Annotated in this window: 12 protein-coding genes; 8 read left to right on the top strand and 4 right to left on the bottom strand. The window is 71.7% G+C overall.

What is annotated here, in order from left to right:
• Window positions 1–55 precede the first annotated feature (55 nt).
• Window positions 56–1,207: a diguanylate cyclase gene (locus tag AB0G32_RS15090; protein WP_361162628.1), complete on the top strand. Its 1,152-nt coding sequence runs from the start codon at window positions 56–58 to the stop codon at window positions 1,205–1,207.
• On the opposite strand, the gene AB0G32_RS15095 is transcribed toward AB0G32_RS15090, so the two are convergent.
• Window positions 1,204–2,181 (bottom strand): hypothetical protein, encoded by a 978-nt coding sequence (locus tag AB0G32_RS15095; RefSeq protein ID WP_361162629.1) that lies wholly within the window; start codon window positions 2,179–2,181, stop codon window positions 1,204–1,206. The genes AB0G32_RS15090 and AB0G32_RS15095 overlap by 4 nt on opposite strands.
• Complete coding sequence (locus tag AB0G32_RS15100) at window positions 2,178–2,759, bottom strand: hypothetical protein (protein ID WP_361162630.1); 582 nt, start codon at window positions 2,757–2,759, stop codon at window positions 2,178–2,180. Before AB0G32_RS15100 ends, AB0G32_RS15095 begins: the two co-directional genes overlap by 4 nt.
• Before the next feature lie 132 nt (window positions 2,760–2,891).
• Between AB0G32_RS15100 and hutH the strand changes: the two genes are divergently transcribed.
• Window positions 2,892–4,436 carry a histidine ammonia-lyase gene (hutH, locus tag AB0G32_RS15105; protein ID WP_361162889.1) on the top strand — a complete coding sequence of 515 codons (1,545 nt, stop codon included), beginning with the start codon at window positions 2,892–2,894 and terminating at the stop codon, window positions 4,434–4,436.
• Window positions 4,437–4,462: 26 nt separating this feature from the next.
• Here the strand turns inward: hutH and AB0G32_RS15110 are convergent, their stop codons facing one another.
• Complete coding sequence (locus AB0G32_RS15110) at window positions 4,463–4,777, bottom strand: LPXTG cell wall anchor domain-containing protein (protein ID WP_361162631.1); 315 nt, start codon at window positions 4,775–4,777, stop codon at window positions 4,463–4,465.
• 109 nt (window positions 4,778–4,886) lie between these two features.
• Here AB0G32_RS15110 and AB0G32_RS15115 point away from each other — a divergent pair, with 109 nt between their 5' ends.
• The 5 genes from AB0G32_RS15115 (at window position 4,887) to AB0G32_RS15135 (ending at window position 12,720) form a co-directional block, all read left to right on the top strand.
• On the top strand, window positions 4,887–5,240 hold the full coding sequence (locus AB0G32_RS15115; protein WP_361162632.1) for a hypothetical protein: 354 nt from the start codon (window positions 4,887–4,889) through the stop codon (window positions 5,238–5,240).
• Between the two features lie 223 nt (window positions 5,241–5,463).
• The gene (locus AB0G32_RS15120; protein ID WP_361162633.1) at window positions 5,464–6,711 is read left to right on the top strand and encodes an Ig-like domain-containing protein; all 1,248 of its coding nucleotides are present in this window, start codon (window positions 5,464–5,466) and stop codon (window positions 6,709–6,711) included.
• 152 nt (window positions 6,712–6,863) lie between these two features.
• The gene (locus AB0G32_RS15125; RefSeq protein WP_361162634.1) at window positions 6,864–8,372 is read left to right on the top strand and encodes an FtsX-like permease family protein; all 1,509 of its coding nucleotides are present in this window, start codon (window positions 6,864–6,866) and stop codon (window positions 8,370–8,372) included.
• Between the two features lie 50 nt (window positions 8,373–8,422).
• Complete coding sequence (locus AB0G32_RS15130) at window positions 8,423–9,106, top strand: ABC transporter ATP-binding protein (RefSeq protein WP_361162635.1); 684 nt, start codon at window positions 8,423–8,425, stop codon at window positions 9,104–9,106.
• Between the two features lie 296 nt (window positions 9,107–9,402).
• The gene (locus AB0G32_RS15135; protein WP_361162636.1) at window positions 9,403–12,720 is read left to right on the top strand and encodes a S8 family serine peptidase; all 3,318 of its coding nucleotides are present in this window, start codon (window positions 9,403–9,405) and stop codon (window positions 12,718–12,720) included.
• Here the strand turns inward: AB0G32_RS15135 and AB0G32_RS15140 are convergent.
• Window positions 12,708–13,139 carry an ATP-binding protein gene (locus AB0G32_RS15140; RefSeq protein WP_361162637.1) on the bottom strand — a complete coding sequence of 144 codons (432 nt, stop codon included), beginning with the start codon at window positions 13,137–13,139 and terminating at the stop codon, window positions 12,708–12,710. The genes AB0G32_RS15135 and AB0G32_RS15140 overlap by 13 nt on opposite strands.
• Before the next feature lie 125 nt (window positions 13,140–13,264).
• Between AB0G32_RS15140 and AB0G32_RS15145 the strand changes: the two genes are divergently transcribed.
• Window positions 13,265–14,140, top strand: a complete 876-nt coding sequence (locus AB0G32_RS15145; protein WP_361162638.1) for a helix-turn-helix transcriptional regulator — start codon at window positions 13,265–13,267, stop codon at window positions 14,138–14,140.
• Window positions 14,141–14,175 lie beyond the last annotated feature (35 nt).

A 14,175-nucleotide genomic window follows, 5' to 3' on the forward strand; every position in this document is an offset into this window, starting at 1 on the left:
TACCGGCGCCTGACCTCCAGCGGCGGTATGTCCTGTATGTGCCTAACCTGAGGCAATGGGTGAGGACAGACGCCTCGCGGCCGTCGTCGCGCTGGCGCAGGGGATGGCCGCCGCGCACGGCCTCCGGGAGGCGTGGCGGGCGGCGGCGGTCGGCGGCTGCCGGGCGCTGGGCGGCAGCTTCGCCGCCCTCTCGGTGTGGGAACGCGAGCTGGGCCGGCTGCGGGTGCTGGTGAACGTGGGCGCGCGGGCCGAGGGCGAGGAGGAGTTCCCGGAGGACGAGTCCTACCCGGTGCACCAGTTCGCGGAGATCACCGAGTTCCTGCACGAGCGGTGGGCCGGCGGGGGCGAGCCGGACGCCTGGGTGGAGACCGCCGAGGGCCCGGCGGCGGGCCGCCCCGGCTACGTCCATCAGCGCGTCGCCGCGCTGCGCCGCCGGGGGCGCGGCTGCTGCGTGGTCGCCCCGATCGTGCTGCACGGGCGGGCGTGGGGCGAGCTGTACGTGGCCCGGCCGGTGGGGGAGCCGGTCTTCGGCCGGGCCGACGCCGACTTCGCCACCGTGCTGGCCTCCGTGGTCGCCGCCGGGATCGCGCAGACCGAGCGGCTGGAGGAGGTGCGGCGGCTGGCGTACACCGACGCGCTGACCGGGCTGGCCAATCGGCGCGCGGTCGACGCCCATCTGGACGAGGCGGTGGAACGCCATCGCCGGGACGGTGTGACCGTCAGCCTGGTCGTCTGCGACCTCAACGGGCTCAAGCGGGTCAACGACACCCACGGGCACGAGGTCGGCGACCGGCTGCTCGAACGGTTCGGCTCGGTGCTGTCGCTGTGCGGCGCGATGCTGCCGGGGGCGCTGGCGGCGCGGCTCGGCGGGGACGAGTTCTGCCTGCTCGCGGTCGGCCCGCCCGCCGACGCGGTGGTCGGGGCGGCCGGGGAGCTGTGCCGCCGGGCCGCCGTGCTGGAGCTGGGTGACGGGGTGGCCTGCGGGGTGGCCTCCACCGGCGATCCGATCGGCCCGGTGCGCTCCGCCCGCCGGCTCTTCCGGCTCGCGGACGCCGCGCAGTACCGGGCCAAGGCGGACCGGGCCGGCCAACCGGTCGTGGCCGGCCGCGAGGGCCCCGACGACCCGGTCGTCCGGCTGGCCGACCAGCCGTCGGGGGAGCGCGGCGACGGGGAACGCCGCCGGTTCCGGGGGCGGCACGCGCCCTAGCGGCGGCGCCTGCGCAGCAACCGGCGGAAGAAGCCGGGGGCCGACGGGTCCGGCGGGTCCGGTGGGCCGGACGCGGCCCGTACGCGGATGAGGTCGAGGGCGGCCCGGCGACCGAGGACGGCGGCTTCCGGAACGGGCAGCGCGGCCAGCTCGCAGCCCGGCCGGTGCCGGCGGGTGTGGTGGCAGGCGGGACAGGTGTCCGCCGGTGGCGGCGGGGCGGTGGCCGCGGGCGCGCGGAGCGCGTGCGCCCGGTTGAGCGCGGCGTCGTGTCCGAGCAGCGCGGCCTCGTCGACCGGCAGCGGGTCCAGGGGGCAGCCGGGCTGGTGCCGGTACTGGTGGTGGCAGGCGGGGCAGGCCGCGGTCGGCGCCGCCGGTGTGCCCGGCACGGCCGGTCGCCGGCCGCCGCCCCGCACCCACGCGAGCGCCGCGTCGTGGCCGAGGGTGGCGGCGTCCCGGACGGGCAGGGTGGTGAGGGGGCAGCCGGGTTGGTGTTGGTGCTGGTGGTGGCAGGTGGGGCAGGCCGCGGTCGGCGCCGCCGGTGTGCCCGGCACGGCCGGTTGCCGGCCGCCGCCCCGCACCCACGCGAGGGCCGCCGCGTGGCCGAGGGTGGCGGCGTCCCGGACCGGGAGGGTGGTGAGGGGGCAGCCGGGTTGGTGTTGGTGCTGGTGGTGGCAGGCGGGGCAGGCCGCGGTTGCTGTCGGTGGTGGGAATCCGTAGCCCGGCCCGGGCGGGATCGGCGGTGGCAGCGGATAGTCGTCGTCGGCGTGTCCGCGTACCCGGGCCAGGGCCGCCTCGTGGCCGAGTGTCGCCGCCTCCCGGACCGGGAGTGCGGTCAGTTCGCAGCCCGGTGCGTGGGCGTGTCTGTGGTGGCAGGCCGGGCAGGAGGGCGCCGGTGGGGCGGGCCGGGCCGGTACCGCTTCCGGGCGGAACCGGGCGCCGTCGTCGCCGGGGGCCCGCGGTCCGTCACCTGTCATGTGTTCCCCCTGAGCAGCCGGCGCCGCCGTACCCGGCGGGTGATCCACGGATACGCACTCCACACCGCCTCGCCCACGCCCGCGCAGGCCGCCACGGCCGCCGCCGCCCAGCGGAACGGTGTGTCCAGGGTGGTACCCGGTGCGGGCGGTACCAGAACCAGGGACACCCCCGCCCACAGCATGATCATGCCGCCGGTGTAGGCCGCGTAGGTCCGGCGGCGCCAGCCGTCCCACAGTTCGAAGTCGTGGTTCTGCTCCTCGCGCAGCAGGTCGCGGCGGTCCCTGACCTCCTCCTCCGTCCACCAGGCGGTGATGTCGGCGTACGAGTAGAGGTGCCGGCGGGCGTGGAAGCCGAACTGCACGCAGGTGACGAACAGCAGTGCCGCCAGGGTCAGGAACAGCAGGACCGGTCCGGGCCAGCGGAACTTGTCGCTGTCGGCCGCGACGACACCGATCGCGGCCACGGCGAAACCGGCGAGCAGCGGCGCGGCGACGTTGCTCACCGAGTCCACGGCGACGCCGAAGCCCAGCGGGGACGGCTTGCGCCACTGCGGTGACGACGGCCGGTACGGGCGCAACGGATCCTCCAGTGACGGACGTTCGGCACCGAAGCTACCGGCCCGGCGGGCCGCCCCGCGCGGTGTAAGGGGTGAACAGCGCCCCCAAGGGTGACACCGTCGAATTCACTGCGTACGCTCCTGAATATGGATATGCACACTGTGGTGGTGGGGACCGCCGGGATCACCGCGTCCGACGTGCTCGCCGTGGCGCGCGGCGGCGCCCGGGTCGAGCTGTCCGGCGAGGCGGTGACGGCGCTGGCCGCGGCCCGCGAGACCGTGGCCGCGCTGGCCGCCAAGCCGGACCCGGTCTACGGCGTCAGCACCGGCTTCGGCGCCCTGGCGACCCGGCACATCAGCCCCGAACTGCGGGCCCGGCTCCAGCGCAACATCGTCCGCTCGCACGCCGCCGGGATGGGACCGCGCGTCGAGCGGGAGGTGGTGCGGGCACTGATGTTCCTGCGGCTGAAGACCGTCTGCTCCGGGCACACCGGCGTCCGCCCCGAGGTCGCGCAGACCATGGCCGACGTGCTCAACGCCGGGATCACCCCGGTCGTGCACGAGTACGGCTCGCTCGGCTGCTCCGGCGACCTGGCCCCGCTGTCGCACTGCGCGCTGACCCTGATGGGGGAGGGCGACGCGGAGGGCCCGGACGGGACCGTGCGGCCGGCCGCCGAACTGCTCGCGGAGCACGGCATCACCCCCGTCGAGCTGCGCGAGAAGGAGGGCCTGGCCCTGCTCAACGGCACCGACGGCATGCTCGGCATGCTGGTGATGGCCCTCGCCGACCTCGACACCCTCTACAAGTCGGCCGACATCACCGCCGCCCTCACCCTGGAGGCCCTGCTCGGCACCGACCGGGTGCTCGCCCCCGAACTGCACGCCATCCGCCCGCACCCCGGGCAGGCCGCCGCCGCCGCCAACATGGCCGCCGTACTGGCCGGCTCCGGGCTCACCGGCCACCACCAGGACGACGCCCCCCGGGTCCAGGACGCCTACTCGGTGCGCTGCGCCCCGCAGGTGGCCGGCGCCGGCCGCGACACCCTCGCGCACGCCCGGCTGGTCGCCGAGCGGGAGCTGGCGGCGGCCGTGGACAATCCGGTCGTGCTTCCCGACCAGCGGGTCGAGTCGAACGGCAACTTCCACGGCGCCCCGGTCGGCTACGTCCTCGACTTCCTCGCCATCGCCGTCGCCGACCTGGCCTCCATCGCCGAGCGGCGCACCGACCGGCTGCTCGACAAGAACCGCAGCCACGGGCTGCCGCCGTTCCTCGCCGACGACCCCGGCGTCGACTCCGGGCTGATGATCGCCCAGTACACGCAGGCCGCCCTGGTCGGCGAGCTGAAGCGGCTCGCCGTACCGGCGTCGGCGGACTCCATCCCGTCCTCCGCCATGCAGGAGGACCACGTGTCGATGGGCTGGTCGGCGGCGCGCAAGCTGCGCACCGCCGTGGACGGTCTCAGCCGGGTGATCGCCGTCGAGCTGTACGCCGCCACCCGGGCGATCCAGCTGCGCGAGGGCGAGGGCCTCACCCCCGCCCCGGCCTCGCGGGCCGTCGTCGACGCCGTCCGCGAGGCCGGGGTCCAGGGGCCGGGACCGGACCGGTTCCTGGCGCCGGACCTGGCCGCGGCGGACGCCTTCGTCCGGGCCGGACGGCTGGTCGCGGCGGCCGAGACGGTCACCGGACCGCTGCGCTAGGGCTTTCCGGGCGAAAGCGCCGCCGGTCAGAAACCGAGGCGTTCGCGGCGCGCCGAATAGACCACGAACCCGGCGCCGAGGCCCAGACAGGCGGTGCCGCCGATGACGTACGGGGTGCTGTCGAAGCTGCCGGTGTCGGCCAGCCGGGTGCCGTCGGCGGCGGCCTCCGGGGTCGTCGCGGCGGCCCGCGCCTGCTCGGTGACCTGCGCGGACGGGCTGTCCGACGGTCTGCTCCCGGTCGGGCTCTGCGAGGTCGCGTTGGCGGTCGGTACGAACCACAGGGCGCACAGCAGGCCGCCTGCGGCGGCGGCGGTCAGCAACGGACGGCGAGCGGATGACACTGAATATCGATCCCCTTGTGGCGCTGGTGAATTGGCCGTGTGGGGCGATGTTAGTGAAAGGCGCGGGTCACAGGAAAGTCACGGGACCCCTCGGCCGTACGCTCCGGGCATGAGCACTGACGAGACATCACGGTATGTACGCATTCGTGTCGAAGTCGTCCTGGAGGTCGAGGACGACACGGCGGTCGCCGGGGCCGCGCTGCGCCGGATCGCCGAGGACGCCGGCCTGTCCGCGGCGGAGCGGACCCGCGCCGAGGGCGCTGTGACCGAGGACACCGCCGAGGCGCTGGCCCATCTGGTGGACCCGTACGACCTGGTCAGCGAGGTGCCGGGGGTCGGGCTGCGGCAGGCGTCCTGGAGCAGCGAGCGGATCGACTACGACCCCGATGCGACGGACTGGGACCTCGACGAGGATGATGACCCTCTGGACGAGGAAGACGGCGCGGAAATGACGGTCGGCTGACGCTCCTTGGGGAAACCGTGACCCCGGGCGGCAACCGCCACCCGGGGTTCCTTCGTCTCAACCGGCGCACGGACCGACACCGGCACCAGACCGTTCGCCCCGGCGGACGTGGTGTGGCCCACACCTGGGGGCCAGGTGGAACGGGACGAACCGGTCGTAGCGTTGAACAGGTTGACGGGGAATCCCGGGGTTTTCGCAATCGGTAGCGATGGAGAAGCGTGTGATGACGAACAGTAAGCGGCGCAAGGGCCTCGCGGCCGCGTCCGCGCTGCTCGGGGGTGTACTGATGCTCTCGGCGTGTTCCGGCGGCGACGACGACGCGACCGGGGGTGGCGGGGAGTCCTCGCAGACCCAGGTCGACAAGGCGGCGGCCGAGAAGACCTCCGAGGCGCAGATCAAGATCACGCCGGAGAACGGGTCGGACAATGCCTCCATCAACAACTCCGCGGCCGTCTCGGTGACCAAGGGCACGCTCACCGAGGTCAAGATGACCACCTCGGACGGCACCGAGGTCAGCGGCGAGATATCCGCCGACAAGACCAGCTGGAAGCCCAGCGCGCAGCTGGAGCGGGCCACCACCTACAAGCTGACGGCGACGGCCGAGGACTCCGACGGCCGCGCCGCCCACGAGAACGCGTCGTTCACCACGGTCTCCCCGGACAACAGCTTCATCGGCACCTTCACGCCGGACGACGGCGCCACGGTCGGCGTGGGCATGCCCGTCTCGATCAACTTCGACAAGGAGATCACCGACAAGGCCGCCGTCCAGAAGGGCATCACGGTCAACACCGACAGCGGCCAGGAGGTCGCCTGTCACTGGTTCAGCACCCAGCGCATGGACTGCCGCCCGGACGAGTACTGGAAGGAAGGCTCGACCGTCACCCTGAAGCTCGCCCTCGACGGCGTCGAGGGCGCCGACGGGGTCTTCGGCGTCCAGCAGAAGACGGTCACCTTCAAGATCGGCCGCAACCAGGTCTCCTACGTCGACGCGAAGACCAAGCAGATGAAGGTCACGCAGGACGGCAAGACCATCAAGACCATCCCGATCTCGGCCGGCTCCCCGGAGAACAAGACCTACGAGGGCCAGATGGTGATCTCCGAGAAGTACAAGGAGACCCGGATGGACGGCTCGACGGTCGGCTTCACCGACGACGACGGCAAGGGCGAGTACGACATCAAGGACGTACCGCACGCCATGCGGCTGAGCACCTCCGGCACCTTCATCCACGGCAACTACTGGGGCGCCAAGTCCATCTTCGGCAGCGAGAACACCAGCCACGGCTGTGTGGGCCTGTCCGACACCAAGGGCGCCAACGACTCCAGCACCCCGGCCGCCTGGATGTACGAGCACTCCATCATCGGTGACGTCGTGGTCGTGCAGAACACCGGCGACGAGACCATCGCCCCGGACAACGGCCTGAACGGCTGGAACATGGACTGGGCCGACTGGAAGGCGGGTTCGGCGATCTGACGCCCCCGTAATTCCCCTTCGCGCAAGCGCCGTTCGCCCCGCCGGGGCGGACGGCGCTTCGCTTTGGTCACACATCGGCATCTCTCAGCCTTCTCATCCTCCTCTTATCCAAGGCTTATTCCGCCATCACGCGCCGTCCCTACTTTGCGGCCATGTTCTTCACCTACCTGAGGCGCGAGCTGCGCCGCCGTAGAAAAGCGGCCCTCGTCGTCGCCTCCGGACTCGCGCTGGGCATCGCGCTGGTCATCGTCGTCAACTCCGTGTCCTCCGGCATGGGCAAGGCCCAGGACAAGGTCCTGGAGTCGCTGTACGGGCTCGGCACCGACATGACCGTCACCAAGGCCGCCGCCGCGGCGGACGACAGCGAGGGCGGACAGAGCGAGCGCCCCCGCTTCCAGTTCGACGCGCAGGACAGCGACTCCGACGCGGAGCAGTCCACCGACCGCGTGATGGTGCAGGGCTTCCAGACACTGGCCGGCACCACCGTCGGCAAGGTCGCCGACCAGAGCGGTGTGGCCGACGCGGTCGGAGGGCTCAGCCTCCAGGTCATGAAGGTCAGCGGCCAGTTCACCCGCGGTCAGTTCCAGCAGGGCAGCGGCGGCGAGACGCAGGGTCAGGGCCAGGGCGGCGCCCCCAGCGGCGGCACCGGCAGCCAGCAGGGCGGCGAGGTCCAGGGCGGCGGCGCCGACTTCGACGTCAACAGCTACACCGTCTACGGCACCGACGTCACCAAGACCGCGCTCGGCCCGCTGACCTCCTCGAAGATCACCAGCGGCCGGACCTTCAAGACGTCCGAGACCAACGCCAAGGTCGCCGTGGTCGACTCCGCGTACGCCAAGGAGAAGGAGCTGAAGAAGGGCTCCACCCTCACCATCAGCGACACCAAGTTCAAGATCATCGGGATCGCCACCGCCGACAGCGGGGACGCCGCGGCCAACGTCTACATCCCGCTGAAGCAGGCCCAGACGCTGGGTGACGCCAAGAACAAGGTCACCACCATCTACGTCCAGGCGGCCGACTCCCAGAAGATCGACAGCGTCAAGTCGGCGATCCAGAAGAACATCTCGGGGACCACGGTCACCACCTCCGCCGACCTCGCCGACACCGTCTCGGGCTCGCTGTCCACCGCCTCCTCGCTGGCCACCAGCGTCGGCAAGTGGCTCTCGATCCTGGTGCTGGTCGCCGCGTTCCTGGTGGCCGGCCTGCTCACCTCCTCCGCCGTCTCCCGCCGGGTGCGCGAGTTCGGCACCCTGAAGGCGCTCGGCTGGAAGTCCGGCCGGGTCACCCGGCAGGTGGTCGGCGAGGCCGTCGTCAACGGCCTGGTCGGCGGCGTCCTCGGCATCGCGCTCGGCCTGGCGGGCGCGTACGCCGTCACGGCGGTCAGCCCCAGCCTGGAGGCCGAGATCGGCTCCACCGGCGCCGCGGCCGGCGGCGGCATGGGCGGCGGTCCCGGTGGCGGCGGCGGTGGCATGGGCGGCGGGGCCGGCGGCGGCCAGTCGACGGCCAAGACCCTGGAGGTCGCGCTCACCGCACCGGTCAGCCTCACCACCATCGCGCTGGCCGTCCTGCTCGCGGTGGCGGGCGGTCTGATCGCCGGCGGCTTCGGCGGCTGGCGCGCCTCCCGGCTGCGCCCGGCGGACGCCCTGCGCCGCGTCGAGTAGTACGCGCCTGCCCCGTTCCTCCCTCACGTTTTCCAGGAGTCGGACCCACCATGTACGAACTCAGAGGCGTCACCAAGCGCTATACGCGCGGCAAGGACACCGTCAACGCCCTCGACGGCATCGACCTGACCATCGCCGACGGCGACCGGCTGGTCATCCAGGGCCCCACCGGCGGCGGCAAGTCCACGCTGCTCCAGATGCTGGGCGCGCTGGACCGGCCCACCTCCGGCGAGATCGTCCTCGACGGCACCGATCTGGCCAAGCTGTCCGAGGCCCGGCTGACCCGGGTGCGCAGCGAGACGATCGGCATCGTCTTCCAGTCGTTCAACCTGATCCCCACGCTGACCGCGCAGGAGAACGTCGAGACCGCGCTGGTGCCGCTCGGCGTCAAGACCAAGGAGCGCCGCGAGCGGGCCGCCGAGGCGCTGGCCTCCGTCGGCCTCGGCGAACGGCTCGGCCACCTGCCCAGCGAGATGTCCGGCGGCCAGCAGCAGCGCGTCGCCATCGCGCGGGCCCTGGTGAAGCAGCCCAAGGTGCTGCTCGCCGACGAACCCACCGGCAACCTCGACGAGTCGATGCGCGACGAGATCATGGACGTACTCGAGCGCATGTGGAAGGAGCTGGGGCTGACCTTCATCATGGTCACCCACGACTCCTCCATCGCGAAGAAGGCCCCGCGGCTCGCGACGATCCGCAAGGGCCGGATCACGGTCAAGGAGAACGCGTCCGCCTGAGCGCGTCCGCCTGGCGCGTCCGCCTGAGCGAGTCCGGCTGAACGTGTCCGGCTGAACGTGTCCGGCTGAACGTGTCCGGCCGACGGGCGGCAACCCATCGGCCGGGTAACGGACTTCGGACGGGCGGGTAACAGTCGCCCGGCGGTTCTCTCACCTTTCTCTCATCCATTGAGGCGAGTGATCGCCCCCCGGCATACTGCGTGTTCCGGGGGGCGTACGCGCGTGCGAGACCACCCCTGGCCGGGTGAACCGATTGGTCGCCCGGACATCCGCTAGGGGGAACCTTGCGCAGACAAATGAACAGAGGGCACGCCGCCACGGTCGCCGTGGCGGCGGCTGTCGCTCTCGCCGCCGGACTGACCGCTCCGGTCGGCGCGGCGGAGGGGACGAGCACGCCCGGGGCGGCCGGCGCCGCGCTCACCGCCGGCCACCGCATCACCCTGATCACCGGCGACCGGGTCGTCGTGGACGCCAAGGGCCGGGTCACCGGTCTGGAGCGGGCCAAGGGCCGCGAGGACATACCGGTGCAGGTCCGCCGGGTCGACGGGCACACCCTGGTGCTGCCGTCCGACGCCGCCCGCCTGATCGCCTCCGGCAAGCTCGACCGGCGGCTGTTCGACATCACCGAACTCAACCGGACCGCGACCCGCAAGGCCCAGCAGAAGGGCCTGAAGGTCATCGTCGGGTACAAGGGCGCGCCGGCCGCCACCAAGGCCGGCGTCCGTGACGCGGGCACCCTGCGGCACAGCCTCAAGTCGCTCGACGCCGACGCCGTGCAGACCCCGCACAGGGACGTTCCCGACCTGTGGGCGGCGGTGACGAACGGTGCGAAGACCGCGTCCGGCATCGCCCATGTCTGGCTGGACGGCGTCCGCGAGGCCAGCCTCGACACCTCCGTCCCGCAGATCGGCGCCCCGGCGGCCTGGGCGGCCGGTTACGACGGCGAGGGCGTGAAGATCGCCGTCCTGGACACCGGCGTGGACGCCACCCACCCCGACCTGAAGGGCCAGGTCGTCGCGGCGAAGAACTTCTCCACCTCCGCCGACGCCACCGACAAGTACGGCCACGGCACGCACGTCGCCTCCATCGCGGCCGGCACCGGCGCGAAGGGCGGCGGCAAGTTCAAGGGCGTCGCGCCCGGCGCCCAGCTGCTCAACGGCAAGGTGCTCAGCGACGACGGCTACGGCGACGACTCCTCCATCCTGGCCGGCATGGAGTGGGCGGCCGAGCAGGGCGCCGACATCGTCAACCTGAGCCTCGGCGGCGGCGACACCCCCGAGATCGACCCGCTGGAGGCGGAGGTCAACAAGCTCTCCGCCGAGAAGGGCATCCTGTTCGCCATCGCGGCAGGCAACGAGGGCGAGTACGGCGACCAGACCATCGGCTCGCCGGGCAGCGCCGCGGCCGCCCTCACCGTCGGCGCCGTCGACTCCAAGGACGCGCTCGCCGACTTCTCCAGCACCGGCCCCGGCCTGGACGGCCAGATCAAGCCGGACGTCACCGCCCCCGGCGTCGACATCACCGCGGCCTCCGCGCCCGGCAGCGTCATCGCCCAGGAGTACGGCGAGAGCCCGGCCGGGTACGTCACCATCTCCGGTACGTCGATGGCGACCCCGCATGTCGCGGGCGCCGCGGCCATCCTCAAGCAGCAGCACCCGGACTGGACGTACACCGAGCTGAAGGCCGCCCTCACCGGCTCCGCCAAGGGCGGCGCGTACAGCCCGGCCCAGCAGGGCGCGGGCCGCATCCAGGTCGACAAGGCGATCGCCCAGACCGTCGTCGCCGAGCCGTCCTCGGTCAGCTTCGGGGTGCAGCAGTGGCCGCACACCGACGACCAGCCGGCCACCGAGAAGCTGACGTACCGCAACCTCGGCACCGAGGACGTCACCCTGTCGCTGACGTCGACCACGACCGGCCCGAACGGCGCGGCGGCCCCGGCCGGCTTCTTCACCCTGGACGCCGACACCGTCACCGTCCCCGCGGGCGGCACCGCCTCCGTCGGCATCACCGCTGACACCCGCCTGGGCGGCACGCTGGACGGCGCGTACTCCGCGTACGTGACGGCCACCGGTGGCGGTCAGAGCGTGCGCACCGCCGCCGCCGTGCAGCGCGAGGTGGAGTCCTACGACCTCACGCTGAAGGCCATCGGCAGCGACGGCAAGCCGACCGCCGACTACGAGACCGACCTGACCGGCGTCTCCGGGCTGGCCGCCGACGAGTGGCAGATGCCCTACGAGGCCGACGGCACCGTCACCGTGCGCGTCCCCAAGGGCGGCTACATCCTCAACGCCGCGCTCTCCATGGGCAGCGACCCGGAGACGTACCAGGGCGCCGACTGGATCGCCCAGCCCCAGCTGACCATAGCCAAGGACACCACGGTCACCCTGGACGCCCGTACCACCAAGCCCGTCGACATCACCGTCCCCGACAAGGCGGCCAAGCCCGCCCTCGCCTCGGCCGACTTCACCGTGACGACCGGGAACAGCAGCTACGGCTACGGCTGGTTCCTGCCGAGCTACGAGGGCTTCCGCACCCGTCACCTCGGCCCGCAGCTCACCGACGGCTCGCTGACCCAGCAGTGGGACAGCCACTGGGCCAAGGGCAGCACCGAGCAGTACGACACCGTCGCCGGCGGCGCGGTCAAGGCGGTCGCCACCGGCTACACCAAGCACTACAAGGCGACCGAACTGGCCACCGTGAAGGTCGGCATGGGCGCCTCCGCGAGCGGCAAGAAGGGCGACGTCACCGCGGTCGGCTGGCTGCCGACCAGCGGCGGCGGCTCCTCGACCGGCGTCCCGCAGACCCTGCCCGGCACCCGCACCCTGCACCTGTCCACCGGCTCGGGCGTCCGCTGGGACACCTGGTTCACCCAGTACGGCGGCGTGGACGCCGAGGGCTTCCCGGTCTCCGACGCCTACTACGACGTGAGCACCGGGGCGGCGTACACGGCGGGCAAGAGCTACTCGACCACCGTCAACACGGCGATTTTCGCGCCGCGCATCACCTCGTCCTGGGGCCTGTTCCGTGAGGGCAACGCCATCAGCGGACTCGTCCCGCTGTTCGCCGACGGCAAGGGCCACGCGGGTTCGTCGGACTTCTCCTCGGTCACCACGAACCTGTACCGCAACGGCACCAAGGTCGGCTCCAACAAGGACCCGCTGTTCGGCGAGGGCGAGTTCACGGTCCCGTCCGGTGACGCGGAGTACAAGCTGAGCACGTCGGTCAAGCGCTCCGCCAAGGTCGCGGCCGCCGCCAGCCGGATCGACGCGATCTGGACCTTCCGCTCCAAGAAGACCAGCACCCTCACCCAGCTGCCCGCCTCCTCGGCCCGCTTCACCGCGACCGTGACGCTGGACAGCAAGAAGACGGCCGGCCAGAAGGCGAGCATCCCGGTCACGGTGGAGGGCGCCGCCAAGGGCTCCAACCTGAAGTCCCTGGTGGTGTACGCCTCCTACGACACCGGCAAGACCTGGAAGAAGGTCACGGTCACCAAGGGCAAGATCACCGTCAAGAACCCGGCGAAGGGGAAGGGCATCTCCTTCCGCGCCAAGATCACCGACAAGAAGGGCAACACGTCGCTGATCTCGCTGTACAACGCGTACTACGGCAAGTAGGCGCACGGTTGTGAAGGTCCCGCCGGAGGGAGTTCCTCCGGCGGGACCTTCGTCTTCTCCCGGGGTGTGTCCAGTTCGCACCAGACGGTCTTGCGGTCCGCGCCCGGCTCCACGCCCCACCGCACCGCCACCGCCGCCACGAGGGCGAGCCCCCGCCCGGACTCGCTCGTGCCGGACGCCGACAGCAGGACGGGCAGGGCGCGGGGATCGGGGTCGGTGACCTCCACGCGGACGCGGCCGCCGCCGGTGGCGTACACCCGGACGGTCACGGGGGTGCCCGCGCCGAGGTGGTCGATGACGTTCGTCAGCAGTTCGCTCACGCAGAGCAGGACGTCGTGGCCGTGGTGACGCAGCAGGTGGCGGAGTTCGGGGACGGCTTTCGGGACGGCGAGCAGGCCGAGTTCCAGGAGGTCGGGCACGGGGTACGGCACCTTTCCGTGTGCGCTGTGTGATGAATCCCTCACACAGTGGCGCCGGGCGTCCTACCGTGAAAGGGGTTTCGCGTAGGCGGCACGGAATGCGGAAGAGGACGGGGAGCAGGGACATGGCACGGCGCAAGGACATCGACGGCTCGATGAGCGTCCCGACGTTCTACGGCAAGGAGTTGCGCTGGAAGCGGGAGGCGGCGGGACTGTCACTGGAGGGGCTGCTCGAAGGCAGCTTCTACGGCAAGTCGTATCTGAGTGACATCGAACATGGTGAGCGACGGATGCCGATGGATCTGGCCCGGCATGTGGACCGGGTCCTCGGGACGGACAAGTACTTCGAGCGCAATTGCGAGGATGTGCGGAAGGCGCGGCGGGGCGGTCATGCCGAGTACTTCAGCAATGTCCTCGACATGGAGGAACACGCCACGGAGATCGAGGAGTGGGGACCGGCCCTCATCCCGGGACCGCTTCAACTGGCGCCGTACATCCGGGCTGTCGTCCTGCAAGCCCACCCTCAGGAGTCGGAGGAGGCGGTGACGGCGAAGATCGAGGCCCGGCGGGCGCGGGCGTGGCGTTACGAGGATCGTGTCGCACCCGAGAACTGGATCGTGCTCCACGAGTCGGCCTTGCGGCAGCCGATCATCCCGCCCGATGCCATGGCCGAACAGCTCGCGCACATCGTCGAGGTGGCGTGCAGGCGCCGGTCGGTTCCGCAGATTCTTCCGCTGAGTTCCAGGGCGTACCCGTTCATGATGGGCTCGACGTCCTTTCTGACCTTCGCCGATGCTCCGCCGATCATGTACACGGAGGGCATGTACAGCGGCCAGCTGATCGATGACCCGTCGCTGGTGAGTCAGTACGCGAAGGCATACGGACGACTCAAGGCCGCCGCACTTCCCCCCGAGCAGTCTCTGCGGCTCATCGAACGGACGGCGGAGGAATACCGCAACGGCAAGCAGCTGGAACGACCGAACCCCCAGTACCTGGCGTAGCAGCAGCTACGGCGACAACGGTTCCGGACAGGCCG

The sequence above is a fragment of the Streptomyces sp. NPDC023723 genome (genome assembly GCF_040639815.1).
In the GTDB taxonomy this organism is placed as follows: Bacteria; Actinomycetota; Actinomycetes; order Streptomycetales; family Streptomycetaceae; genus Streptomyces.

Bases quoted from the DNA above. Each gene is read 5' to 3' on its own strand.
- AB0G32_RS15120 (WP_361162633.1), top strand. From the start codon at position 5,464: ATGACGAACAGTAAGCGGCGCAAGGGCCTCGCGGCCGCGTCCGCGCTG.
- AB0G32_RS15125 (WP_361162634.1), top strand. From the start codon at position 6,864: ATGTTCTTCACCTACCTGAGGCGCGAGCTGCGCCGCCGTAGAAAAGCG.
- AB0G32_RS15135 (WP_361162636.1), top strand. From the start codon at position 9,403: ATGAACAGAGGGCACGCCGCCACGGTCGCCGTGGCGGCGGCTGTCGCT.
- AB0G32_RS15090 (WP_361162628.1), top strand. From the start codon at position 56: ATGGGTGAGGACAGACGCCTCGCGGCCGTCGTCGCGCTGGCGCAGGGG.
- AB0G32_RS15130 (WP_361162635.1), top strand. From the start codon at position 8,423: ATGTACGAACTCAGAGGCGTCACCAAGCGCTATACGCGCGGCAAGGAC.
- AB0G32_RS15145 (WP_361162638.1), top strand. From the start codon at position 13,265: ATGGCACGGCGCAAGGACATCGACGGCTCGATGAGCGTCCCGACGTTC.
- hutH (WP_361162889.1), top strand. From the start codon at position 2,892: ATGCACACTGTGGTGGTGGGGACCGCCGGGATCACCGCGTCCGACGTG.
- AB0G32_RS15115 (WP_361162632.1), top strand. From the start codon at position 4,887: ATGAGCACTGACGAGACATCACGGTATGTACGCATTCGTGTCGAAGTC.
- AB0G32_RS15095 (WP_361162629.1), bottom strand. From the start codon at position 2,181: ATGACAGGTGACGGACCGCGGGCCCCCGGCGACGACGGCGCCCGGTTC.